Raw genomic sequence first — 23,284 nt, 5'->3', positions numbered from 1 at the left:
AATCAGGGGGCCGTGGCGCCCTTACTCCCTGGGCGCACCACTCATCAACTACAGCCTCCAGCGGCCCACGACACGGTCAGTAATGGGCGCCCGCGGCGAAGTTTTCGAAGCGCGTGTACTCGCCGATGAAGGTCATCCTGACCATGCCGGTCGGTCCGTTCCGGTGCTTGCCGATGATGAGCTCCGCAGAGCCCTTGTCGGCCGAGTCCGGGTTGTACACTTCGTCCCGGTAGATGAACATGATGATGTCCGCATCCTGCTCGATCGCGCCGGATTCACGCAGATCCGACATCACCGGGCGCTTGTTCGGGCGCTGTTCCAGACTCCGGTTGAGCTGTGACAACGCGATGATCGGAACATGCAGTTCCTTGGCCAGCGACTTCACCGAACGCGAGATTTCGGACAGCTCGGCTGCGCGGTTGTCGCTGTCACGCGTGCTTGTCATCAGTTGCAGGTAGTCGATGACGATCAGACCAAGCTTGCCACACTGACGCGACAGCCGCCGCGCCCGCGCTCGCAGGTCGATCGGGTTCAGTCCGGGAGTTTCGTCGATGAACAACGGGGCATCGTAGAGCTTGCCCATTGCGGCGGTCAGACGTTGCCAATCCTCGTCTCCGAGGCGGCCGGTCCTGAGCTTGGTCTGGTCGATTCGCCCGAGCGACGAAATGAAACGCATCGCAAGCTGGGTGCCAGGCATCTCCATCGAGAAAATCGCGACCGGCAGGCGGCAATCCACCGCCACATGCTCGGCGATGTTGAGCGCGAGCGTGGTCTTGCCCATCGCAGGCCGCCCGGCCAGGATGATCATGTCGGACGGCTGCAGACCCGAGGTCTTTTCATCCAGGTCGACGAGACCGGTCGGCACGCCGGTGACCTCGTTCGGATTGTCCCGATCGTAGAGCTCCTGCACCCTATCCACGACCTGCTTCAGAATGGGCTGAATGGACACGAAGCCACTGGCGTGACGGGCACCGGCTTCGGCGATCTCGAACACCTTTGCCTCGGCCTCGTCGAGCAAGGCCTTAGCATCCCGCCCGGATGGATTGAGTGCGCTCGACGCGATCTGATCCCCGACCGTCACCATCTTGCGCAGGATCGCCCGCTCGCGGACGATCTCGGCATAGCGTCGAATGTTGGCCGCAGACGGGGTGCTGTTCGCCACCTCGGCCAGATAGGCCAACCCCCCTGCCTGCTCCGACTCGTTGTGCTTCTCCAGCGACTCGAAAACCGTGACCACATCGGCTGGCTTGCCCATGTCGACCAGGCGGGCGATGTGCTGATAGATCCGTCGATGATCGTCCCGATAGAAATCCTCGGAAGTGACCAGATCGGCTATCCGCTCCCATGCCGCGTTGTCCAGCAGAATGCCGCCGATCAGCGACTGCTCCGCCTCGATGGAGTGGGGCGGCAGTCGGATGGCCGCGATGTCGGCATCGCGAGCGTTATCTGAATAGGTTCGCTTCGAGGTGGCCATGAGGATCCGATCGATGTTCAGGGAAGCGATTCTAACGGGCCACCAAAACAAATGGGCTGCACGTGGCAGCCCATTCTACACGGCGATGAATCAGCGCTTACTTCTGGTCGCCAAGCACCGACACGGTGATCGCGGTCACAACATCGGAGTGCAGCGCGACATCGACCTGAACGTCACCCACCTGCTTGATCGGACCGTCCGGCAGGCGCAGCGCGCCGCGCTCGATCTCGAAACCGAGGGTTTCCAGCGCTTCCGCGATATCGGCGTTGGTGACCGAACCGAACAGACGTCCGTCCATGCCAGCCTTGCGGGTGATCTGGACCATCAGACCTTCGAGCTTGCCGGCGAGCGTCTGCGCCTCGGCCAGTTTGTCCGCCTGAGCACGCTCGAACTCGGCGCGACGTGCCTCGAACTCGGCCTTGTTGGCTTCGGTTGCGCGCTTTGCCTTTCCTTGCGGGATCAGGAAGTTGCGCGCATAGCCGTCTCGCACCTTCACGATATCGCCCAGCGTACCCAGGTTGGTGACCTTTTCCAGAAGAATGATTTGCATGTTCGATTCTCCTTACTGGTGCAGGTCGGTGTAGGGCAGCAACGCGAGGAAGCGGGCGCGCTTGATCGCGGTGGACAACTGACGCTGATAGCCGGCCTTGGTGCCGGTGATGCGCGCCGGCATGACCTTGCCGTTTTCGGTGATGAAGTCCTTCAGCAGGTCCACGTCCTTGTAGTCGATCTCTTCGATCTTCTCGGCAGTGAAACGGCAGAACTTGCGACGCTTGAAAAGACCGCGATTACCGCGATCGTCCTTCTTCTTGAACTTTGACTTCGGCTTGAACGCCATTTTTCGTTCCTTCCAAAAATTCGATTTTGCTCAGATGCAGTACCGGTACACGACTACGCAGGCTTCTGGCCGCCAGAAATCCGGTGACCCTGAGGTGCGCACCCGGAACCACGGCCGTCATCACACTGGCCAGCTCCCCCATCGCGATCGCCGGCAACTCCAACGACACATCACGCTCGACACCGGCTTCGCACTGCCTCGATTCATGCACCAGGGTGCAGGCTGCGACCGGTATGCCTGCCGGGGTTCGACGCAACGGCTGCAATTCAGCCAGTCTGGCATCGAACAGGAGCTGATTCAGTTGCGCGGACAAGTCCTCAGGCGGATTCGGTTGTTTCGGCCTTGTCACCGCCATCGCTGCTGCCTTCGCCGGCAGCCGGGGTCAGCGAGCGCGACTTCTCGTCCTTCATCATCGGGGAGGCGGCCGTGACGGCGGCCTTCTGCTTGATGGTCAGATGGCGCAGGACGGCATCATTGAACTTGAAGGCGTGCTCGAGCTCGGCCAGCGTCTCGCCGTCGCACTCGATGTTCATCAAGACATAGTGCGCCTTGTGCATCTTCTGGATCGGATAGGCCATCTGCCGACGCCCCCAGTCCTCCAGCCGATGGATCTGCCCGTTACGGCTCGTAACGAGCGTTTTGTATCGTTCGATCATTGCCGGAACCTGTTCGGACTGGTCCGGGTGAACGATGAACACGATTTCATAGTGTCGCATGCATGCTCCTTGCGGTTGATGACAGCTCCCCGGCATGCGATATCCGGTGGAGCAAGGGTAAGAGCGGAAAGATAACAGAATTTACAACAAATACAAAGGCAGGGTCAGGAGCGGCGCCTACACGGACCGCGGCTCATGTCGGGCGCGCGCTCCAGATCTTCTGCAGGCGCTTCACGCTGACCGGCATCGGGGTTTTCAGCGCCTGAGCGAACAGGCCGACGCGCAACTCCTCCAGCAGCCAGCGAAATTCTTCCAGCGAGGGATCCTCGAAGCCGGCCTTGCGTTTGGCCTGCAGTGCACGCTCGAAAGCTTGCGCCAGCGCCCGCCACTCGGCCATGAGCTGGGCGTCGCGAACCGGATTGTCGCGCAGCTTGTCAAGCCTCACTGCAGTCGCCTGCAGATAGCGCGGGAAATGCACGAGGCGCTCCCACGAGAAGGCGAGCAGAAAGTTCGGCGGCATCAGCGCCGCAAGCTGGGTCTGAACGTCGGAGGCGACCTCGGGAAACGCCTTCAGCCCGGCCAGGCGCTTTTGCAAGTGGGCATGCTCGATCACAAGTTGCTTCGCGAGTCGCATGAACTCCTGCGCGACCAGACTCACGCGAGGCTTGGCCTCGGCACAACGCTTTGCAAACGTCTCTGCATCGACGGGCAGAGGCGCGAGCAGGCACACCCGCTCCAGCGTGGCGGCGACGAGCTGCGTCTTCAACTCCGCCTCGGTACCGAACGGAATGAACACCAGCGCCAGCTCGCGCAGCCCGGGAAGGCGTTCGACCGCGCGCACCTGATCCTTCAGCGTCAGTGCGAACAGGCGAATCAAGCCCTTGCGATGAATCCGCGCTGCCTCTTCAGGCGTGTCGTAGGGGCGGATGGACACACTGTCGCCATCGTCGTGCAGGGCCGGAAAACCGATGACGTCGCGCCCCCCCAGCTTGAGTTCGAGCAATTCCGGCAACACACCAAAGGTCCATCCGGTCAGCCCCGAGGCACCACCCTGCATCGCGTTGTCGCCGGTTTCAGTCATCTCCACAGCGGAGTTGTGGCCGCGCGCGTCCGCAGCGATCGGGCGCTCTAGTGTGACGATACCGGCCGACCGAAAGCGGTCCGCAACCTGTTTTCCCAGACGGGCGCGCAACTCTGCCAGATTGCGCGACTGACCGAACATGCGCCCGTGTTCGTCGACGACCCGGAAGTTCATCAGAAAGTGGGGCAGCAGATTCTCCGGGCGGAACGACGCCATCGGGAGTTTCAGCGAAACCCGTTCCTCGACGAAGCACTGCAGCGCGCGCAACAAGGGTTCGGACGTATCGAACTCGCCCGCCTCCACCGCCGCGACGAACGAAGCCGCACTGTCAGCCACCGGTTGCAGGCGGTGGCGATGGCGCTGCGGGACGGTTTTCAGCAGCGCGGTGACCTTCTCCTGCAGCAAACCGGGCACCAGCCACTCGCAGCGCTCGGCCGGGATCTGATTGAGCATGGCCAGCGGTACCGTCAATGTCACCCCGTCGTCCGCATCACCAGGCTGGTGCAGGTAACGAAGTTCGAGCTTCTGACCGAACACATCGAAGACCGCCGGAAAGCGGTCGGTGGTGATGCCGCCGGCGTCATGCCGCATCAACTGCTCGCGGCTCAGATGCAGGCATCCCGGCGCATCCTTCTCGGCCGCCTTGCGCCACGCCTCGAAACTCGCGAGATCCACCACATCACCGGGAATCAGCTGATCGTAAAAGGCCTCTATCAGAGCCTCATCGACCAGCACATCGGGGCGCCTCGCCTTGTGCTCGAGCCGCTCGATCTCGCCGACCAGTCCGAGGTTGTGGCGCAGAAACGCCATGTTGCGCAATGCGCCATCGGAGACCTCGCCCTGAACCAGCGCCTCGCGGATCAACAGCTCCCGGCACAACGCCGGATCGACGTCGCGATAGGCGACACCGCGCCGCGCGTACAACACCAGCCCGTGCAAGGTGCCGCGCTCCCAGGCGCGCACCGCGCCGGCCGACTTGGACCAGTGCGGTTCGAACACATGGCGCCGGACCAGATGCGCGCCGACCTCCTCCAGCCAGTCCGGCTCGATCCGCGCGATGCAGCGTCCGAACAGACGCGTGGTCTCCACCAGCTCGGCACATACGATCCACTTGCCCGGCTTTCTCGCCAGCGTCGAACCCGGATGGGGCCAGAAGCGGATGCCGCGCGCACCGAGATAGCCGCCGGATTGTCCGCCCCGTCCGCCCGGCTCCGCGCGGCCCTCTTCTTCAATCCTGAAGCCCACATGGCCCAGCAGGCCGGCCAGCAGTGCCTTGTGCATGGCCTCGTAGCTCGCGGGCAGCTGATTCTCCTTCCAGCCGTGTTCGGCGCACAGCACATGGAGCTGCGAATGCACATCGCGCCATTCGCGCATCCGCGTGTATGACAGAAATTGGGCCCGGCACCACGCTTTCTGCTTACTCCCGGTTTCATGTTTGAGCACCTCCTGCCATGCGTTCCAGAGGTTCAGAAACCACAGGAACTCGGAACGCTGGTCCTGTTCGCCGCCGCGAAAGCGTGCGTGCGCCTGATCCGCGGCACCGCTGGACGCCTGAGGACGTTCGCGCGGATCCTGCACGGACAGTGCCGCAGCGATCACCAGCATTTCGGTCAGACATGCGCGCTCACGCGCAGCGAGCAGCATCCGCCCGACCTTGGGATCGAGCGGCAGCCGGGCGAGTTCTCGGCCGATGGGCGTGAGCCCGCGTGCATCGTCGTCCGCGACCGCACCCAACTCGGTCAGCAGCTGGTAGCCATCGGCGATCATGCGCGGCTGTGGCGGATCGATGAACGGAAAGTCCTCGACCGCCCCGAGGCGCAATGCCTTCATGCGCAGTATCACCCCGGCCAGCGACGAACGCAGGATCTCCGGATCGGTATGCGCATCGCGCCGCGCGAACTCGTCCTCGTCATAGAGGCGAAAGCAGACGCCATCCATGACCCGGCCGCAGCGTCCGGCGCGCTGCTTCGCGGCCGATTGCGACACCTTCTCGATCTGCAGTTGCTCGACCTTGTTGCGATGCGAATAGCGCTTGACCCGTGCCAGACCGGTATCGACGACATAGCGAATGCCCGGCACGGTCAGCGAGGTTTCGGCGACATTGGTCGCGAGCACGACCCGCCGCCCCCGCCCGACCGAGAATACCCGCGCCTGCTCCTTGGCCGACTGGCGCGCGAACAGCGGAAGAATCTCCAGCCCGCCCGCGAAGTTCGCCTTGCGCAAGGCCTCGGCCGCATCGCGGATCTCGCGCTCCCCCGGCAGGAAGATCAGCACATCGCCGGGCCCACAGGTCTGCGCCTCGCCGACCGCATCGACGATGGCCTCATACAGATCGCGCCCGCGATCGCGCTGCGATGCCGGCCTTCTGCCCTGGCCGCTCCTCGGAGCGGCCGCTTCGCTCTCACCCTCGACCGGACGGTAACGCAGCTCGATCGGGTACAGTCGCCCCGACACCTCGATCACCGGCGCAAGCGCGTCACCCCTGCCGAAGTGACCCGCAAAACGTTCCGCATCCAGCGTCGCCGACGTGACGATCAGTTTCAGATCGGGTCGGCGTGGCAACAAGGTCTTCAGGTAGCCGAGCAGGAAGTCGATGTTCAGGCTGCGTTCATGCGCCTCGTCGATGATCAGCGTGTCGTAGGCGGACAGCAACGGATCGGACTGGGTCTCGGCCAGCAGAATCCCGTCGGTCATCAGCTTCACATGAGTGGATGGGCCGATCCGGTCGGTGAAGCGAATCTTGTAGCCGACCGCCTGCCCCAGTTCGCTGTCGAGTTCCTGCGCGATGCGCGCCGCGGTCGCCCTGGCGGCCAGCCTTCGCGGCTGCGTGTGGCCAATCAGCCCCGCGGCACCGCGGCCCAGTTCGAGGCAGATCTTGGGGAGCTGCGTGGTCTTGCCCGACCCGGTCTCGCCACATACGATGACGACCTGGTGGGCACGGATCGCATCGGCGATCTCGTCCCGTCGGGCCGAAACCGGCAGTTCCGGCGGGAACATCGGGACCGGAAGGCTCGCCCGGCGCGCCGCAAGCGCCCCTCGCGAATGCGCAAGCAACGCGTCCAGTTCGCGCAGCACACGTGCCCGCGCTGACGGCTCGGACTGCCTGAGCTTGCGCGACAGCGCGATCAGGCGGGGCCGATCTGCGCTCAGGCAATCGTCGAAATCGTCGTGCTGGCGATCGGGCGCGTTGAATCCGGGTCGAGCGATGGTGGTCAAAGTCGGATGCTGCGGAGCACAGGCTCCGGGTCGGCGGGTTCGGGTGGAGCGACAGGGCCCTGATTATGCCAGATCGCCCCTGCGCCCAGTGCCAGCCGGCGCCTCGCCTAAGGAAGGATCTGGACACGTCGTTGGCGTGAACGCAGACCGGCGCTCGCTCGAGACGAGCGATCGCCATGCGCTGCCCAGGCGATGACGCCTGCCATCAGCACGAAGGGCCCCATCAACCGGGCCTTGCTTCTGTCCGCGAGTTTGAACAGCGGCACCACGCCGCGATAGATCAGCGCAGCTGAAACCACCCAGGCGACGGCGACGGCAAGGCCATTGACCCATATCGACGAAATGAACAGGGCAAGCGCCGACAGCCACAACGGGGTCGGAGCGAACGCGGTGATCTGCGGCACCAGCGCCGGAAAAACCGCGCCGGGCGTCACCATCACCGCATACAGAAACATCGCCGGCGGGATCAGCAACATCGGGATCACGTAAATTCCGAACAGCTTCATCACGCTGGGATGAATGCGGATCAGATCCTCCCAGCCCTCCCGGCAGGAGAAGGGCATTTTCTGAAAACCGTGCGTATTCGTGATGGACCTCCCGTTTCTCAGGGTTGGCATACGGGACCTCACACGCATTCGATCGCCCAAGGCCAGCGCGCCCGCGCCGCCGAATCGATCCTTACTTGAGCGACAATGTGGCCTTTCTAATTCTGCTCCTACCCGTGATCCTCGAAGGATTCCCACCGATTGCAGGACCCGATGCGCACACCCTCATCCTCGGCAGCATGCCGGGCGAGGCCTCGCTCGCCGCCGGCTGCTATTACGCCAATCCGCGCAACGCATTCTGGACCATCGTCGGCGAGGTGCTCGACATCGACCCGGGTCAGCCCTACCCGCAGCGCGTCGACCAGCTCGCAGCAAAGGGCTTCGCGCTATGGGATGTACTCGGAGCATGTAGGCGGAAGGGGAGCCTGGACACGCGGATCGAACCACAATCGATACAAGTGAATCCGTTCATGCCGTTCCTCATCGAACACCCGCATGTCGAGCGTATCTTCTTCAATGGCGCGATGGCCGAGCGCATCTTCGTCAGGCGCGTCGTGCCGCTGCTCGCGCCGGACGGACGGCCGAGACTTCATCGCCTGCCCTCTACCAGTCCAGCTCATGCATCGCTGTCGCTCGCGCGCAAGCTCGCGGCCTGGCGGGCGATCGCTCGATGAGCGCACCCACAACACGCAGCGTCGTCGTGATCGGCGGCGGGCCGGCGGGTTTGATGGCCGCGGGCACGATCGCGGAGGCCGGACACCGCGTCGATCTCTATGATGCGATGCCGTCCGTCGGACGCAAGTTTTTGCTGGCGGGCATCGGCGGCCTCAACCTGACCCACTCCGAACCACGGTCGCGCTTCGTCACGCGTTATGGTGGCCGGCAGGCGTGGATCGCCCCGCTGCTGGACGCGTTCGACGCAGATACGCTCCGGACCTGGGCGTCCGATCTCGGGATCGCCACCTTCGTGGGGTCGTCCGGCCGCGTGTTTCCGGTCGAGATGAAGGCCGCACCGCTGTTGCGGGCCTGGCTGCAACGGCTGCGCGCGGCCGGCGTGCGCTTTCACGTGCGCCATCGTTGGCTCGGATGGGCCGACGAGAGCTCGGCGCCGAACACGGGCCTGCGCTTCCGCGCGCCGGACGGGGAGCGGACCGTATCGGCCGACGCGGTCGTGCTCGCGCTCGGCGGCGCCAGCTGGGCGCGCCTGGGCTCGGATGGTGCGTGGGTGCCGTGGCTGCGGGCACGGGGTATCCACATCGCGGACCTGAGACCCGCCAACTGTGGATTCGATGCGGCTGCGAGCGCGGCCCGGCCGGACGCCATCGGCTGGAGCGATCACTTCCGGCAACGCTTCGCCGGACAGGCCCTCAAGTCGATCGCGATCCGCTTCCTCGACCATACCGGGATCGAGCACCAGCGCGCGGGTGAATGCATGGTCACGAACTCGGGCCTCGAGGGCAGTCTGATTTATGCCCTGTCGGCCGCGATCCGCGACACGATCGCCGCTCTCGGGTCGGTCGAGATCGATCTCGACCTAGCGCCAAACCGCTCACACACGCACCTGTGTGCTGAACTCGCACGTCCGCGTGGCAGCCGCTCTGTCGCGAGCCATCTGCAGAGCAAGGCCGGCATCGTCGGCATCAAGGCGGGCTTGCTGCGTGAATGCGCGCCTGCGCACGCCTTCGACGATCCGGCCAGACTTGCCGCGCTGATCAAGGCGCTACCCGTCCGACTGTCGCGGCCGCGCCCGCTCGACGAAGCCATCAGCACCGCGGGTGGCGTCGTGTTCGAGGATGTGGACGAGCACCTGATGATCCGCAGCCAGCCAGGACTTTTCTGCTGCGGCGAAATGCTCGACTGGGAGGCGCCGACCGGTGGCTATCTGCTCACCGCCTGCATCGCGTCCGGTCACGCAGCAGGCATGGGGGTGCTCAACCGTCTGAGCGCCCCGGACTGACGCAACGAGCCTAGGAGGCTGTCGGACTTGAGGCTGATCTACTGCGCCGGTGGGAGAAGCGGTCCATATCTGCCCGATTTTTCGTTGCATAGAACCACTATGCGCCTCAAAATCGACCAGATCTGTCCTCACTTTCCCACCCGGCTCGTGACGATCGCTCAAGTCCGACAACCTCCTCGCGATCGCGCCCGGCTCAGCCACGCCAGGCGTTGAATGTGGCATAACCCAGCCAGGCCATGCACAAGGAACCGGCGACATGGAGCACGGCATGGGCCGCCAGCCAACCCCATTCGCCGCGCTGGAGCAGGTGCAGACCTTCGGCGGAGAAGGTCGAGAAGGTCGTCAGGCCGCCGAGCAGGCCGGTGGTCAGCAACAGCTTGAGGGCCGGCGACATCGCGGGCAATGCCTGCACGAGCGCGAGCACGAAGCCCATCAGCAGGCCACCCAAAAGATTGGCCGCCAAGGTGCCGAGCGGCACCAGCACGAAGACCGGATTCAGCAACAGTCCGAGTCCCCAGCGCAACCAGGCACCGATTGCGGCACCCATGCCGACGGCTGCAAACGCCGTCCACGTCAGATGCGTCGTCATTCGATCCGGATCCGCCATCCCGACGATTCGAAACGCACGATGCCGGCATTGCCGTCAAACGACGCCTCACCACCGTCACTGCACACCATGATGCAACCCCTGCTCCGCCAAGGAACATCCAGTCTACCGGACGGCCCGGTGAGCTTGCACGCAAAAGCTCGGGACCGAACATGCACGATGCCGTTCGCGGGGTAAAATCGCGGACTGCGCTCCTGCCCAGCATCAATCGATCGAGGCTCCTCCGTGTCCGAACACCCCAAAACCGATACCCCCGCTGCGGCCAATAACTTCATCCGCAACATCATCGACGAGGACAATCGCAGCGGCAAATGGGATGGGCGGGTCGAGACCCGCTTTCCGCCCGAGCCGAACGGCTACCTGCACTATGGTCATGCCAAGTCGATCTGCCTGAATTTCGGACTTGCGCAGGCCTATGGCGGTGCCTGCCATCTGCGCTTCGACGACACCAATCCGGAGAAGGAGGAGCAGGAATATGTCGATGCGATCATCGAGGCGGTCAACTGGTTGGGCTTCGACTGGGGCAGGCACCTGTATTTCGCGTCCGACTATTTCGAGACCATGTATCAATGTGCGGTCGGCCTGATCCAGGCGGACAAGGCCTATGTCGATTCGCTGCCCGCCGACGAAATGCGCGAATACCGCGGCACACTGACCGAACCCGGGCGCGACAGCCCTTATCGTGCGCGCAGCATCGAGGACAACCTGGACCTGTTCCGGCGCATGCGCGACGGCGAGTTCGTCGAAGGATCGCATGTGTTGCGCGCGAAGGTCGACATGGCCAGTCCCAACATCAACCTGCGCGACCCGGTCATCTACCGCATCCGCCGTGTCGCACACCATCGAAGCGGCGACCGCTGGTGCGTCTACCCGCTGTATACCTTCGCTCACCCGATCGAGGATGCGATCGAGAACATCACCCATTCGATCTGCACGCTGGAGTTCGAAGACCAGCGCCCGTTCTACGAGTGGCTGCTCGATGCGCTGGCCGAGATCGGCATGTTCGTGCGCCCGCTGCCGCAGCAGATCGAGTTCGCACGACTCAACCTGACCTATGTGGTGCTGTCCAAGCGCAAGCTGATTCAGCTGGTCGAGGAAGGCCACGTGGCAGGCTGGGACGATCCACGTCTGCCGACGCTTGTCGGCGCCCGCCGCAGAGGATACACACCGGAAGGCTTCCGCCGCTTCGCCGAGCGTATCGGGGTCTCCAAGTCCGACTCCTGGATAGACATGAGCGTGCTCGAGGAATGCATGCGCGAGCACCTGAACGACTCGGCCGAGCGCCGTGTGGCAGTGCTCGATCCACTCAAGCTGATCATCACGAACTATCCGGAGGGACAATCCGAGGCCTGCGAGGCACCCAACCACCCCCTCAAACCGGACATGGGAAAGCGCGAGATGCCCTTCGGCCGGGAGCTGTGGATCGAGCGCGAGGACTTCATGGAAGCGCCGGTCAAGGGGTTCCGCAGGCTCTTCCCCGACAACATGGTGCGCCTGCGCTATGCCTACGTGGTCAAATGCACCGGCTGCGAGAAGGACGCCGACGGCAACGTGACCGCGGTGCTGGCCGAGTATCTTCCGGACTCCAGGAGTGGCACGCCCGGCGCAGACAATTACAAGGTCAAGGGCAATCTCCACTGGGTATCGGCCACGCATGCCTGCGCGGCCGAGATCCGCCTTTACGACCGGCTCTTTGCGCACGCCTATCCCGGCATGCGACGGGAGGGCGACCCGGAAGGACTCGAACGCAGCTTTCTGGACGACCTCAATCCCGAATCGTTCACCCGGATCCAGGGCTGGCTCGAACCCGGCCTCAATTACGCCAAACCCGAGGAACGCTTCCAGTTCGAGCGTCACGGCTACTTCGTCGTCGATCGCGTCGATTCGGCCGAGGGAATGCCGGTGTTCAACCGCAGCGTCACGCTGAAGGATTCCTGGGCGCGCGGGCGCAGCTGAGCGCAGTCAGCGGCGAGGCACGTTCTCGCCACCCTCGCGTGCAGCCCCGATACCGCCCTCGGCCTCGATTACGTTGCCGAGCTTGCCGACCACCGGTTTGACGCCGGCATGATAGGCGGCACGACTGATCGCGTGCGCGGCCAGCGGCGCGGTGACCAGCACCGCCATCAGCGCGAACAGCGCCTCCATCGCCGCCGCGCCGGAACTCGCCGCGGCCACGCCGGCCAGCACCAGCGCGGCGCCGAGGGCGCCGGCCTTGCTCGCAGCATGCATGCGGCTGTAGCAATCGGGCAGGCGCAGTACCCCGATCGCACCGAGCAGGCAGAACACCCCTCCGGCCAGCACCAGCGCCGAGGCCACCCATGGCAACAGGGATCCGTTCATGATCGCTCCTCCTCTTCGCTGTCCAGACCGGCCCGCTCGCGACGATTCTGTTCGGTCTTGCGGAACAGCGGTGCGAAGGCCACGGTTCCGAGAAAGGCCACCAGCGACAACACCACCGCAACGTCAAGAAACACGATCTGACCGCTGATCGTCGCCCCGAGCGCGACCGCGGCCACGCCCAGCAGCGTCAGCGCATCGATCGCGACCACCCGATCGGGTCCGGTCGGTCCGCGGACGAGACGCACCAGGATGATGATCGCGCTGACAACCAGCATCAGCGCCACCAGTGGCACCACCCAGAAAGCGCCGACCATCTCGATCGTCATCGTCCGAGCTCCCGCAGTACCGGCCCCGCAGAGCGCTCGACCCGACTTCCGAAACGCTTCATCGCCTTTCCTCCTCGCCCGCTGCCACTTCGAGCCGCTCGGGATGCATCCAGTCGAGCAGCCGCCGTTCCAGTTCGCGGATGCCGCCTTCCACCCTGTCGGCCGACTCGGCGTCGAGCGCATGGATGTAGAGTTCGCCCGACTCGGGCACGTACTCGAGCGCCATCGTGCCCGGAGTGAGCGTCAGCAGCAGGCCGATCAGCGTCGCCGCGCCCGCGCGCGGGTCTTCCAGTCTCATCTTGATGATCGCCGGAGACGGAGAGACCTTGCGCGCGACGACCAGACGCGCGACGTCGATGCTCGCCCTGACGATTTCCAGCGCGAACCAGAACGCGAAAGCGATGCCGAGTTCCAGGCGCCGCAGATATTGCCCGGTCCGGATCAGGCGCGCACCCAGGCGCAGGACCAGATAGACCAGCAAGAAGGCGCCGACGATGCCGAGCGGGTCGAGTGCATTCGCGAATGCCGCGATGCCGACTGCGATCAGGATGTGCACTCCCAGCATGTCATCTGCCTCCCGAATGCGTGATCGCTTCAAAATAGGTCACAGGTTCGGCCAGCTGCCCAGCCGCAGCGACCGCGTAATCCATGACCGGCCCGACACCCAGACCGATCAGCACGGTCAGCGCGGCAAGCCCGGCCGCCGACCACCAGCCCCAGTGCAATCCCCCGTCGTCGCGGATCGCCTGCTCGCCTCGGGGATGGGCCTTGAGGAAAGTCTCGTTCCAGATCTTGCTCATCGACAGCAGCGTGAAGATGCCGGTCAGCAAAGCGACGCCGGCCGCCCACCAGAAGCCGTCGGCCAGGCTGGCCTTGACCAGCACGAACTTCGCCCAGAAACCGGACAGCGGTGGAATGCCCGCGAGCGACAGCGCCGGGATAGCGAACAGGATCGCCAGCCATGGGGTCTTCGCATAGAGGCCGCCCATCGCCTTCAGGCGCTCGGAGCCGGTCAACCGTGCCGCAATGCCGGCGATGAAGAACAGATTGGCCTTCACCACAATGTGGTGGATCAGGTAGAACACCGCACCGGCGATCGCAAGCGGACTGGCGAGCGCCAGACCCAGGATCATGTAGCCGACCTGACTGACGATGTGAAAGGACAGGATGCGCCGTATCTCGTTTTGCGCCGCCGCGCCGAGCACCCCGACCAGCATGGTCGCACAGGCCAACCACAGCAGCACTTCGTGCACCACGTCGTACTCCGGCCACATCAGCGTGACCAGCCGGATCATCGCATACACGCCGACCTTGGTCAGCAGGCCGGCGAACAGCGCCGAGACCGGCGTCCACGCGACATGATACGAGGCCGGCAGCCAGCCGAACACCGGGAACAGCGCCGCCTTGATCGCGAACGACAGCAGCATCATCACCACCGCCAGCGAAGCGGCCGGCGGGGCCTCGCCGCCACGGAAGATCAGTCCGAGCTCGCCCATGTTCAGCGTTCCGGTAGCGCTGTATACGAGGCCGGCCGCGAGCAGGAACACCAGCGTCGCGAGCAGGTTCAGCACCAGATATGTCATCGTGCCGGCCAGACGCCGCTTTCCGCCGCCCAATGCGATCAGCGCGAAGGAGCCGATCAGCAATACCTCGAACCACACATAGAGGTTGAACACGTCGGCGGTGATGAACGCACCGCAGACCCCAGCGAGCAGACCATGGACGAAGACGTGGAAATTGCGCAGCACATCCGGATTTCCCTCGCGCACCATGCCGTAAAGGATGGTCGCGAGTCCGATCACGCCGGTGATCGCGACCATTGCGGCCGACAACCGGTCGATGACCACCGAGATGCCATAAGGCGCCTCCCAGCCGCCCAGTTGCGCCGCAAGCACGACGTCCTGGTCGGCAAGCACGACCAACCGGATCCCGACCAGCAACAACAGGACGGCGCCGATCACGCTGACCACCTTCACCTGCTGATGGTAGGGCCTCAGCATCACACCCACGAGCATCGTGACCAGCGGAATCAGAACCGGCGCGACGACCAGTGTGCTCATCGTGGCGCCTCGGCTTCGTGATGCATGTCGGCGTCGTCCTGATGCACCTGCAGGCCGACCTCCTCGACATCGGGCGCGGCCTCCTCGGTGACCTCGGTCACCCGGTCGGTGGTGGTGATGCCATGGCTCTCGCGCACGCTTTTCAGCACTGCCAGCGCGAACGTAAACAGCCCGAAGCCGATCACGATCGCCGTGAGCACCAGGGCCTGCGGCAGCGGATTGGCCGGGTCGGGCGGCACCGTGGTGGCGGTCACGAAGGCCGCGTCGCTGCCCGCGAAGCGGCCCGAGGTCAGCACCCCGAGGTTGATCGCGTTGCCGAGGATCGCCACGCCGAGGACGACCCGGACCAGATTGCGGTCGAGCAGCAACCACATTCCGATTCCGGCCAATCCGCCGACGGTCAGGGCGGCAAGCCACTCCATGTCATTGCTCCCCAGTGCGTGCCCGCGAGGGCATCGCGAAAATCGGAGTCGGGCGGATCGTCATGCCGATCGCCCGGCGAGTCGCTGCATCATGTGCATCACCGAACCGAACACGGTCAGGAACACGCCGATATCGAACAGCAGCGGCGTGCCGAGCGGCAATCCGAGCGGGAAGATCCACAAGCCCTTCAGAAAATCGTACCCCGCGAGCAGGCCGATGAAACCTGCACCGACCGCGCACGCCAAGCCGACCCCGACCAGCAGCGTCGGACGCACCCACATCAGCGCGCGGGCCTGATAGTTGCCAAAGGTCACGACCACCAGGATGAAGCCGACCGCCGCGACCAGACCCCCGATGAACCCGCCGCCCGGCAGATTGTGCCCGCGCCACAGCAGTACCAGCGACACCAGCACCAGCAGGCCGGCCAACGGCCGCACCGCCTGGCGCAACATCACCGAATCGAACTCGGGCTCGCCCTTGCGGGTCATTTCGGTCAGCTGCCCGCCACCGAGCAGCGTCGCGGCCGCCAGCGCGGCGAGAGCGACCACGACGATCTCGCCCAGCGTGTCGAAGGCCCGGAAGTCAACCAGAATCACGTTGACCACATTGCCGCCCTTTCCGCCCGGGTAGCTGTTCTGGACGTACCAGTCGGCGATGTTCCCGGCCAGCGGCACATTGACCGCCACGAGCAATGCAACCGCCACCGCGACGCCGAACAGCACCGAGATCAGCACGTGCGCGACGCGCGAACCGGCAGCCTCCTCCGCCACCCGGGGGATCGCCGGCAGGCTGCGCAGTACGTAGGCGAGAAACACCACGGTCAGCGTCTCCACCATCAATTGCGTGGTGGCCACGTCCGGCGCATTCGCTGCCAGAAAGAACAGCGCCAGTCCAAGCCCGCTCGCGCCCAGCGATGCGACCAGGGCCAGCCTTCCCCGCATCACCGCTGCCGCGCTGGCACCGGCCAGCGCCAGCAAGCTGCCCATCACCGCTGCAACATTCAGCGACGCGTACTCTCCGCGTGCAAACAGCGCGCTGCCGCCGACCGCAAGCGACACGAACACGACCGAACTCAGCACCAGGCTCAACAGCGTCAGGTGCAGGCGCAGCGATCCGTGCTGAAAGCCACTTGCGGTCAGCGCGGCCAGTTCGAACACCCGTTTCAGGAAGCGATCCCAGATCAGGTCACCGCTGACGCCCCAGAACACGCGCCAGCGCGCGATGTGCAGACGAACCTGATGGCGGAAGCGATAGAACACCACGCCCAGGGCAACCGTGATCAGGCTGGTGATGAGCGCCGGGGTCACGCCGCCCCACAGATACAGCCTCACGTCGACGTCGCCACGGGACACCGCCTGTACCGCGGCATTGACCAGCCAGGTTTCGGGCCAGTGGTTCCACGCGCCCAGCAGGAACCCACCGATCGCGAGCAACATCGGACCGAGCCACATCGGCACCGACACCTCATGGGGTTCGCGCGGGTAATGCCCCTGCGGGCCGAGGAAGGTCCGGATGAAGATCAGGCCCGCCGCGGCGAGCAACAGCGCGTTGGTGACGATCATCGCAACCGTCACCACCCACCCGGTCATCCCCATCTGGATCAGACCGGCATAGGCGAACTCCTTCGCGATGAAGCCGAAGAACGGCGGCAGTCCTGCATTCGAGAACGCTGCCAGGGCCACCGCGGCGCCGGTCAGCGGCATCGCCTTGATCAAGCCACCCAGGCGCGACAGTTCGCGGGTGCCGGTGGAATGATCGACCGCGCCCACCGCCATGAACAGCGCGCCCTTATACAGCGAATGGGCCAGCAGGTAAAGCACGAATGCCTGCAGACCGTAGGTCGTGTTGGTGCCGATCAGCATCGTCAACTGTCCGAGCACGGTCACCGTGGTGTAGGCGAGCAGGCGCTTCAGGTCGGTCTGCCGGATCGCGAGCACCGCTCCGACGATCGCGGTGGTCGCGCCGAACACGACGAGCGTCGTGCTCCAGCCCATCTCGCCACCCATCACCGGGTTCAGGCGCGCCAGCAGATAGATGCCGGCCTTGACCATGGTGGCCGAGTGCAGATAGGCCGACACCGGCGTCGGCGCATTCATTGCATTGGGGAGCCACAGGTGGAAGGGTACCTGCGCCGACTTCGTGAAACAGCCGATCAGTACCAGCACCATGATGCCGTAGTACAAGGTACTGGCCTCGACCGCGCCGATATCGATTTCGGAGAAGCGCCACCCCTCGCCCGCGATACCGAGCAGCACCAGCCCGGCCAGCAGCGCCAGCCCGCCACCGCCGGTGATCAGCAATGCCTGCAGCGCAGCCCTGCGCGAGACCGATTTTTCGTGCTGGAAACTGATCAGCAGAAAGGACGCGACGCTGGTCAGTTCCCAGAAAACGAACATCGCGATCATGTCATCGGCCAGCACCAGACCCAGCATCGCCATCATGAACAGCAGCAGATAGGCGTAGAAACGCCCCAGATGATGATGGTCGGACAGGTAGGCGCCCGCGTACAGGACGATCAGCGCACCGATCCCGGTGATCAGCAGCGCAAACAGCAGCGACAGGCCGTCCAGGCGCATCGCGACTTCGACGCCCAGAGCCGGCGCCCACGCGAGACTCTCGACGACGACCTCGCCGCGCGCGATGACGGGAATGCAGGACACGAACCATGCAAAAGCGAGCAGCGGCGGAATGGCCAGAAACCAGCCGGCCCTGTCGTCGAGCCGTCTGGACAGCAGCGGTGCGAGAAAGGCCGTGAACGCGATGGCGAATACCGCAGTCAGCATCGGTCACTCCGCCGGCGATCTGAAGTTCGCATCCGTTTTCCTCCCAATCTGAACGCCGACCAGCGCATCAATCAACGCCCGAGGACCTGTCAGCGACACGTGCGACCGGTCCATCAGTGCAACGGTTCCCGGGGGATCATTCGCTGGCTGCTTGGGCGAGCCTCTTAGTCTGCCCGATCAGATGCAGGGCATTCAATAGGGAAAACATCAATGGTGGCCCCGACTTTTGTTGAGATTTGTCAACGACATGGGCTCGAGCGCAGCAAACCCGGCGCAAAAGCCTAGACTTGAACAGAGTGGAAAGATGTTGCAACCGTGGAGAGTGTCATGTGCTTTTTCGATTCCCCGGTCGGGCGTTGCGAAGCTGTACGCGAGATGGTTCTTCTCGATGAAACGCAGTCTGAATGCGCACGCGAACACGATTGCCCGCCGGGTCGGGCATGTCCGCTGGAAGGGCATTTCACCGAGGAATCCGGCATCGTCGATACCATGCTGCCTGGGAGAAATCGGGCGAAGGGCAAGGCGGGGTAAGCCACCGCGCCGCGCCCGCTGAAAGTTCGCCGGATTGGCAACAGGTCGGGTGCGGGCTCAGAACCGTTCATCCGGACGCAGTAAGCGCCAGTGGCCGAGCGGGAGGTCTCCGAGGCGGACGTTTCCGATCCTGACACGCTTGAGTCCGACCACCCGCAGGCCGACCAGTTCGCACATCCGCCTGATCTGCCGCTTGCGCCCCTCGCGAAGCACGAAGCGGAGCTGATCGTCGTTGAGCCATTCGACCTTGGCGGGGCGTAGCTTGCGCCCGTCGAGTTCCAGACCATGGTTGAGCCTTGCGAGATCGCGATCGTCCAGCCCCCCCTCGACCCGGACGATGTATTCCTTCTCCACCTTAGAGTCGTCACCGATCAGCTGACGGGCAATGCGGCCATTCTGGGTCAGCACCAGCAGACCGGTCGAATCGATGTCCAGCCGCCCGGCCGGCGCCAGTCCGCGCAGCTGAGATGGGTGGAAAGGGGCTGCGGTATCACGGTCGAACTGGTTGTCGGCGCCAATCAGTGCAACGGCCGGCTCGTAACCCGGTTCAGGCTGGCCCGATACATAGCCGACCGGCTTGTGCAGCAGCATCGTGACCTGTTGCGCCTGCCGCTTTTCGGCCTCGGGTGCGAGTTCGATGTCCGCAGCGGGATCGATGCGTATGCCAAGTTCGCAGACCCTCGTTCCATTCACGAACACCCAGCCTCGCTCAATGATCGCATCCGCCTCGCGCCGAGAGCACAGACCGCGTTCGGCCATGACCTTGGACAGACGAACGCCTTCGGCCTGGTTGGTACGTGGTGTCACGTCAGGCGACCCGCGCTCAGTGCTGGCGCGGCGCGGGTCCTGATTGCGCGCGCCACGCTCGCTGTCGGATTGCGCGCGTCGCACGCCTTCGCTGCGGACGCGGCCCGCACCCGGGACAGAGGGACTGGGGCGCCTGTCGCGTTCGCTCCGCGTGCTGCGTTCGGTTCCGGCGCTTCTCTTGGATCTTGCGCCGCGCTCGGCCGGGGCGCCGCCCTCCACACGGGTTTGCGAACGACGATCGCCGTCTGACGCGAGGCCTGCCTTCGCGCTTTCCTCGCCGGACGATTCAGCCGGCGCACGACGAGGCGGTTTCAGTCCTTCCGGTTTGAAGCGGGTGCGCACACCGCGTCGATCGGTGCGCAGGGGCGCGTCGGCCGTGGGCCGGCTCACTCCGAGCTTGCGTCGGCCGCCGGCCGATGCACTGCTGTGCGCCTCATCCTTGTCCTTGGGTTCGGACTTCTCAACCATCACGATTCCAGTCAGTCATGCTTCACCAAAAAAATCAGCCGCGCGGTCGCTCGACCGAATCGTCGTCGCCGGAATCAGGTTCGGGTGCGACTTCGAAGGTACTCCATCCGCCTTCCCGTCCGGTCGGCGGCAGGTTCCGCACAAGGCCCAGGTTCAGGTGCAGGTGCGCCTTGGCGATGAAGTGCGCGGTGATCGGTGCGGTCATGAACAGGAAGATGCTGATCAGCACCTCATGGATGGACAGTGTGCCCTCACCCCACAGGAAGTAAAGCATCGACGCACCCAGCGCGCCGCCCACGCCGAGCGTGGTCGCCTTGGTCGGCGCATGCAGCCGGGTCATCAGATCGGGCAGCTTCACCAGGCCGAGTGAGCCGACCAGCGCAAAGATGGCACCGAGCACGATCAGCGACGAAACGATCAGTTCGAACAGGAAGTTCATGGCGTGCTCACTCGATGATGTCGCCGCGCAACACGAAGCGGCAATAGGCGACGGTCGATATGAAACCGAACATCGCAAGCAGCAATGCGGCCTCGAAATAGATCGTCGTTCGCTGCTGAATACCATACAGAATCACGAGCGCAATCACGTTGATAACCATGGTGTCGACCGCCAGAACCCGATCCATCAGGGTCGGTCCGAGCACGAGCCGCCACAGATTGAACAGCAAGGCCAGCGACACCGCGAAATAGCCAAAAACGAGTGCGTACTCGATCATGGAAAAATCCTCCGGAGACGGGCCTCGTAACGGGTCTTCATTTCGAGCACTGCGGCTTCCGCATCGGGCGCGTCCAGGCAGTGCACCAGCAGGCTTCGGCCGTCGGCCGAGAGATCGCTGCTGACCGTTCCAGGCGTCATCGTGATGGTCCCGGCGAGCACCGTGATCGCCTCGGGTGAGGTCAGTTCCAGCGGCACGGTCACCCAGCGCGAGCGCAACTGGACGGGGGGCTTGAACAGGATCAGGCGCGCCACATGGATGTTGGCGACCACCACATCACGCGCGACCAACAGCATGAACGCAAACGCTCGCCCATAAGCGCGGATCGGCGGGCGGCCAGGCCAGAAGCTACTGGTGATGATCGGGATCACGATCCCGAGCACACCGCCTATCACCAGCCCTCCCATCGTGAAATTGTTGAGCAACAACATCCAGACCGCCACCAGCACCACCGACAGCAGCGGGTGTGGCAGCCAGCGCTGCATGAAAGTCCGGTCATCCTTGCTTGCAGCCACGATCAATCCCTCCAGCCCGGCCCGAGCACGGCCTCGATATAGTTCGACGGAGCGAACAACTGTAGCGCGGTCGCGTCCAGATAGCCGGTGACCGGTCCTGCGAAGACGGTCAGCGCGATGCTACCGCCCAGCAGAAATCCGATCGAAACCAGCGGCAGCACGGACGCCGTCAAGCGCCTGACCCTGAGCATGCCCTCGACCGACGCACTCTTCCAGAAGATGGTACTGCCGGCACGGGCAAAACCGATGATGGCCAGCAGCGATGTGATCAGGATGCTCGCCCAGACCCACACCGCCACCGGTGCATCGCGGGCGCCGTCGAGAATCAGCAGCTTCCCGACGAAACCGGACAGCGGCGGCAAGCCGGTCATCGCAATCGCACCGAGAAAGAACAGACTCGCCAGAAGCCCGTCCTGGACGAAGCGCGGGGCCACGACGATCGCGTCGCCCTGATCGGCGCGGCGCTCTGCGATCAAGCCGACGATCAGGAACAACGCCGCCGCGGCGAGCGTGGAATGCAGCAGGTAGTACAGCGCGGCAGACATCGCAGGCGGGGTGAACAAGGCGACCGCGATCAGCAAGGTACCCATCGAACCGATCACCGCGAAACTGACCATCTGTCCGAGCGCGCGCGACGCCAGCACGCCGACCATGCCCACCACCAGCGTGACCAGCGCCGCCGGCATCAGCCACGGCGCCGCCAACCACGCGAGCTCGCCCGCCGCGTCGCCGAATGCGAGGGTGTACATGCGGATAATGGAATAGGCGCCGACCTTGGTCATGATCGCGAAAAGCGCGGCCACCGGCGCCGGCGCATTCGCATAGGTACCCGGCAACCAGAAATGCACCGGCACCAGGGCCGCCTTGATCCCGAACACCAGCAGCAACAGCAAGGCTCCGGTGCGGAGCAAGGCCTGGTCTCCCGGAGGCACCTGCCCCACCAGCGAGGCCAGGTCGGCCATGTTCAAGGTTCCGGTGACGCTGTAGATCAGACCGACCGCGATCAGGAACAGCGACGAGCCGACCAGATTCACGATCACGTACTGCACGCCCGCCCGCACCCTGGCGGCGCCACCGCCGTGCACCATCAGCCCGTACGAGGCGATCAGCAACACCTCGAAGAACACGAACAGGTTGAAGAAATCACCGGTCAGAAAGGCGCCGTTGATGCCCATCAACTGAAACTGGTAGATGGAGTGGAAATGGCGTCCGCGCTTGTCCCAGCCATTCAACGAGTACAGCAGCACCAGCAGCCCCAGTACCGAGGTCAGCACCAGCAGCATCGCCGACAGGCGGTCGAGCACCAGCACGATGCCGAAGGGTGCCGCCCAGTTTCCGAGCGAATAGGTCAGGATCGTCCCGTCCCCGGCCATTGGCAGCAGGATCAGGGACAGCATCAGCAGCAGCACCGAGGACGCCACCGAGAAGATGCGCGCAAGCACGATGTCGTAGCGCATCGCCAGTGCGATCAGCGGCGCGATCAGTGCCGGCACCAGAATCGGCAGGATCAGCCAGTGATTCATGCCGACTCCCGGGTCTGCCCGCCTGCGGACGACTTGCCAGGCCCCCCATCGCCGAGATCCACATGGTCCGACCCGGATTCCAGGTAGGCGCGCAAGGCCATCACGACGATCACCGCGGTCATGCCGAAGGAGATCACGATCGCGGTCAGCACCAGCGCCTGCGGCAACGGATCGGCATAAGCGGTGGCACCATCCCTGATCACCGGCGGCAGATTCACCGCCAGACGACCGGTGACGAACAGGAACAGGTTGACCGCATAAGTCATCAGCGACAAGCCCAGGACCACCGGAAACGTGCGTGCGCGCAAGAGCAGATACACGCCGGTGGCCATCATCACACCGATCGCACTGGCGACGATGAACTCCATGTCCTAGACCTCCCCGGCGGGCGTCGTGCAGCGTGCGCGTGAGCGTCGGT

23 protein-coding genes are annotated in these 23,284 nt (G+C 64.4%); 3 read left to right on the top strand and 20 right to left on the bottom strand.

What is annotated here, in order from left to right; genetic code table 11:
• Positions 1–76 precede the first annotated feature (76 nt).
• The 7 genes from dnaB to ACKVEX_RS11675 form a co-directional block, all read right to left on the bottom strand.
• Positions 77–1,474 carry a replicative DNA helicase gene (gene dnaB, locus ACKVEX_RS11705; RefSeq protein ID WP_473215906.1) on the bottom strand — a complete coding sequence of 466 codons (1,398 nt, stop codon included), beginning with the start codon at positions 1,472–1,474 and terminating at the stop codon, positions 77–79.
• Between the two features lie 97 nt (positions 1,475–1,571).
• Complete coding sequence (rplI, locus tag ACKVEX_RS11700; protein ID WP_473215905.1) at positions 1,572–2,024, bottom strand: 50S ribosomal protein L9; 453 nt, start codon at positions 2,022–2,024, stop codon at positions 1,572–1,574.
• Positions 2,025–2,036: 12 nt separating this feature from the next.
• Positions 2,037–2,312 carry a 30S ribosomal protein S18 gene (gene rpsR, locus ACKVEX_RS11695; RefSeq protein WP_473215904.1) on the bottom strand — a complete coding sequence of 92 codons (276 nt, stop codon included), beginning with the start codon at positions 2,310–2,312 and terminating at the stop codon, positions 2,037–2,039.
• The gene (priB, locus tag ACKVEX_RS11690; RefSeq protein WP_473215903.1) at positions 2,263–2,625 is read right to left on the bottom strand and encodes a primosomal replication protein N; all 363 of its coding nucleotides are present in this window, start codon (positions 2,623–2,625) and stop codon (positions 2,263–2,265) included. The genes rpsR and priB overlap by 50 nt, the downstream gene beginning before the upstream one ends.
• 4 nt (positions 2,626–2,629) lie before the next feature.
• Complete coding sequence (rpsF, locus tag ACKVEX_RS11685; RefSeq protein ID WP_473215902.1) at positions 2,630–3,028, bottom strand: 30S ribosomal protein S6; 399 nt, start codon at positions 3,026–3,028, stop codon at positions 2,630–2,632.
• A gap of 133 nt (positions 3,029–3,161) precedes the next feature.
• Positions 3,162–7,169, bottom strand: a complete 4,008-nt coding sequence (hrpA, locus tag ACKVEX_RS11680) for an ATP-dependent RNA helicase HrpA (RefSeq protein ID WP_473215914.1) — start codon at positions 7,167–7,169, stop codon at positions 3,162–3,164.
• A gap of 203 nt (positions 7,170–7,372) precedes the next feature.
• Positions 7,373–7,828, bottom strand: a complete 456-nt coding sequence (locus ACKVEX_RS11675; RefSeq protein ID WP_473215901.1) for a hypothetical protein — start codon at positions 7,826–7,828, stop codon at positions 7,373–7,375.
• Between the two features lie 119 nt (positions 7,829–7,947).
• Between ACKVEX_RS11675 and ACKVEX_RS11670 the strand changes: the two genes are divergently transcribed.
• Together ACKVEX_RS11670 and ACKVEX_RS11665 are read left to right on the top strand one after the other, a co-directional pair.
• On the top strand, positions 7,948–8,484 hold the full coding sequence (locus tag ACKVEX_RS11670; RefSeq protein ID WP_473215900.1) for a DNA-deoxyinosine glycosylase: 537 nt from the start codon (positions 7,948–7,950) through the stop codon (positions 8,482–8,484).
• Positions 8,481–9,767, top strand: a complete 1,287-nt coding sequence (locus ACKVEX_RS11665) for a TIGR03862 family flavoprotein (RefSeq protein WP_473215899.1) — start codon at positions 8,481–8,483, stop codon at positions 9,765–9,767. Before ACKVEX_RS11670 ends, ACKVEX_RS11665 begins: the two co-directional genes overlap by 4 nt.
• Before the next feature lie 193 nt (positions 9,768–9,960).
• Here the strand turns inward: ACKVEX_RS11665 and crcB are convergent, their stop codons facing one another.
• Entirely contained in the window at positions 9,961–10,356 is a 396-nt protein-coding gene (gene crcB, locus ACKVEX_RS11660) for a fluoride efflux transporter CrcB (protein WP_473215898.1), read from the bottom strand.
• A gap of 243 nt (positions 10,357–10,599) precedes the next feature.
• Here crcB and ACKVEX_RS11655 point away from each other — a divergent pair, with 243 nt between their 5' ends.
• Positions 10,600–12,330 carry a glutamine--tRNA ligase/YqeY domain fusion protein gene (locus ACKVEX_RS11655; protein WP_473215897.1) on the top strand — a complete coding sequence of 577 codons (1,731 nt, stop codon included), beginning with the start codon at positions 10,600–10,602 and terminating at the stop codon, positions 12,328–12,330.
• A gap of 6 nt (positions 12,331–12,336) precedes the next feature.
• On the opposite strand, the gene mnhG is transcribed toward ACKVEX_RS11655, so the two are convergent.
• The 12 genes from mnhG to ACKVEX_RS11595 form a co-directional block, all read right to left on the bottom strand.
• Positions 12,337–12,714, bottom strand: coding sequence for a monovalent cation/H(+) antiporter subunit G (mnhG, locus tag ACKVEX_RS11650; protein WP_473215896.1), 378 nt, complete (start codon positions 12,712–12,714; stop codon positions 12,337–12,339).
• On the bottom strand, positions 12,711–13,040 hold the full coding sequence (locus tag ACKVEX_RS11645) for an MrpF/PhaF family protein (protein WP_473215895.1): 330 nt from the start codon (positions 13,038–13,040) through the stop codon (positions 12,711–12,713). The genes mnhG and ACKVEX_RS11645 overlap by 4 nt, the downstream gene beginning before the upstream one ends.
• A gap of 58 nt (positions 13,041–13,098) precedes the next feature.
• A complete protein-coding gene (locus tag ACKVEX_RS11640; protein ID WP_473215894.1) occupies positions 13,099–13,605 on the bottom strand; it encodes a Na+/H+ antiporter subunit E in 507 nt (168 codons plus the stop codon).
• 1 nt (position 13,606) lies between these two features.
• Positions 13,607–15,100, bottom strand: a complete 1,494-nt coding sequence (locus tag ACKVEX_RS11635) for a proton-conducting transporter transmembrane domain-containing protein (RefSeq protein ID WP_473215893.1) — start codon at positions 15,098–15,100, stop codon at positions 13,607–13,609.
• On the bottom strand, positions 15,097–15,522 hold the full coding sequence (locus ACKVEX_RS11630; protein ID WP_473215892.1) for a sodium:proton antiporter: 426 nt from the start codon (positions 15,520–15,522) through the stop codon (positions 15,097–15,099). Before ACKVEX_RS11630 ends, ACKVEX_RS11635 begins: the two co-directional genes overlap by 4 nt.
• A 60-nt stretch (positions 15,523–15,582) precedes the next feature.
• Positions 15,583–18,306 (bottom strand): hydrogen gas-evolving membrane-bound hydrogenase subunit E, encoded by a 2,724-nt coding sequence (gene mbhE / locus ACKVEX_RS11625; RefSeq protein WP_473215891.1) that lies wholly within the window; start codon positions 18,304–18,306, stop codon positions 15,583–15,585.
• Positions 18,307–18,894: 588 nt separating this feature from the next.
• Entirely contained in the window at positions 18,895–20,112 is a 1,218-nt protein-coding gene (locus tag ACKVEX_RS11620) for a pseudouridine synthase (protein WP_473215890.1), read from the bottom strand.
• A gap of 34 nt (positions 20,113–20,146) precedes the next feature.
• Positions 20,147–20,551, bottom strand: coding sequence for a Na+/H+ antiporter subunit G (locus tag ACKVEX_RS11615; RefSeq protein ID WP_473215889.1), 405 nt, complete (start codon positions 20,549–20,551; stop codon positions 20,147–20,149).
• A gap of 7 nt (positions 20,552–20,558) precedes the next feature.
• Positions 20,559–20,828 carry a K+/H+ antiporter subunit F gene (locus ACKVEX_RS11610; RefSeq protein ID WP_473215888.1) on the bottom strand — a complete coding sequence of 90 codons (270 nt, stop codon included), beginning with the start codon at positions 20,826–20,828 and terminating at the stop codon, positions 20,559–20,561.
• Positions 20,825–21,343, bottom strand: coding sequence for a Na+/H+ antiporter subunit E (locus ACKVEX_RS11605; RefSeq protein ID WP_473215887.1), 519 nt, complete (start codon positions 21,341–21,343; stop codon positions 20,825–20,827). The genes ACKVEX_RS11610 and ACKVEX_RS11605 overlap by 4 nt, the downstream gene beginning before the upstream one ends.
• Before the next feature lie 2 nt (positions 21,344–21,345).
• Positions 21,346–22,866, bottom strand: coding sequence for a monovalent cation/H+ antiporter subunit D (locus ACKVEX_RS11600; RefSeq protein WP_473215886.1), 1,521 nt, complete (start codon positions 22,864–22,866; stop codon positions 21,346–21,348).
• A complete protein-coding gene (locus tag ACKVEX_RS11595; RefSeq protein ID WP_473215885.1) occupies positions 22,863–23,234 on the bottom strand; it encodes a Na+/H+ antiporter subunit C in 372 nt (123 codons plus the stop codon). The genes ACKVEX_RS11600 and ACKVEX_RS11595 overlap by 4 nt, the downstream gene beginning before the upstream one ends.
• Positions 23,235–23,284: the final 50 nt, after the last annotated feature.

The sequence above is a fragment of the Denitraticella aggregata genome (genome assembly GCF_048158365.1).
Taxonomy (GTDB): Bacteria; Pseudomonadota; Gammaproteobacteria; order Burkholderiales; family Rhodocyclaceae; genus Azoarcus_F.
The sequence above is the reverse complement of the archived record's forward strand: the minus strand, read 5'-3'. Positions and strand labels throughout refer to the sequence as shown.

What these genes read in the sequence shown, in the direction of transcription:
- dnaB (WP_473215906.1), bottom strand. Translation starts at nt 1,474, where the DNA reads ATGGCCACCTCGAAGCGAACCTATTCAGATAACGCTCGCGATGCCGAC.
- rplI (WP_473215905.1), bottom strand. Translation starts at nt 2,024, where the DNA reads ATGCAAATCATTCTTCTGGAAAAGGTCACCAACCTGGGTACGCTGGGC.
- rpsR (WP_473215904.1), bottom strand. Translation starts at nt 2,312, where the DNA reads ATGGCGTTCAAGCCGAAGTCAAAGTTCAAGAAGAAGGACGATCGCGGT.
- rpsF (WP_473215902.1), bottom strand. Translation starts at nt 3,028, where the DNA reads ATGCGACACTATGAAATCGTGTTCATCGTTCACCCGGACCAGTCCGAA.
- ACKVEX_RS11675 (WP_473215901.1), bottom strand. Translation starts at nt 7,828, where the DNA reads ATGCCCTTCTCCTGCCGGGAGGGCTGGGAGGATCTGATCCGCATTCAT.
- ACKVEX_RS11665 (WP_473215899.1), top strand. Translation starts at nt 8,481, where the DNA reads ATGAGCGCACCCACAACACGCAGCGTCGTCGTGATCGGCGGCGGGCCG.
- crcB (WP_473215898.1), bottom strand. Translation starts at nt 10,356, where the DNA reads ATGACGACGCATCTGACGTGGACGGCGTTTGCAGCCGTCGGCATGGGT.
- mnhG (WP_473215896.1), bottom strand. Translation starts at nt 12,714, where the DNA reads ATGAACGGATCCCTGTTGCCATGGGTGGCCTCGGCGCTGGTGCTGGCC.
- ACKVEX_RS11645 (WP_473215895.1), bottom strand. Translation starts at nt 13,040, where the DNA reads ATGACGATCGAGATGGTCGGCGCTTTCTGGGTGGTGCCACTGGTGGCG.
- ACKVEX_RS11640 (WP_473215894.1), bottom strand. Translation starts at nt 13,605, where the DNA reads ATGCTGGGAGTGCACATCCTGATCGCAGTCGGCATCGCGGCATTCGCG.
- ACKVEX_RS11635 (WP_473215893.1), bottom strand. Translation starts at nt 15,100, where the DNA reads ATGAGCACACTGGTCGTCGCGCCGGTTCTGATTCCGCTGGTCACGATG.
- ACKVEX_RS11630 (WP_473215892.1), bottom strand. Translation starts at nt 15,522, where the DNA reads ATGGAGTGGCTTGCCGCCCTGACCGTCGGCGGATTGGCCGGAATCGGA.
- mbhE (WP_473215891.1), bottom strand. Translation starts at nt 18,306, where the DNA reads ATGCTGACTGCGGTATTCGCCATCGCGTTCACGGCCTTTCTCGCACCG.
- ACKVEX_RS11620 (WP_473215890.1), bottom strand. Translation starts at nt 20,112, where the DNA reads ATGGTTGAGAAGTCCGAACCCAAGGACAAGGATGAGGCGCACAGCAGT.
- ACKVEX_RS11615 (WP_473215889.1), bottom strand. Translation starts at nt 20,551, where the DNA reads ATGAACTTCCTGTTCGAACTGATCGTTTCGTCGCTGATCGTGCTCGGT.
- ACKVEX_RS11610 (WP_473215888.1), bottom strand. Translation starts at nt 20,828, where the DNA reads ATGATCGAGTACGCACTCGTTTTTGGCTATTTCGCGGTGTCGCTGGCC.
- ACKVEX_RS11600 (WP_473215886.1), bottom strand. Translation starts at nt 22,866, where the DNA reads ATGAATCACTGGCTGATCCTGCCGATTCTGGTGCCGGCACTGATCGCG.
- ACKVEX_RS11595 (WP_473215885.1), bottom strand. Translation starts at nt 23,234, where the DNA reads ATGGAGTTCATCGTCGCCAGTGCGATCGGTGTGATGATGGCCACCGGC.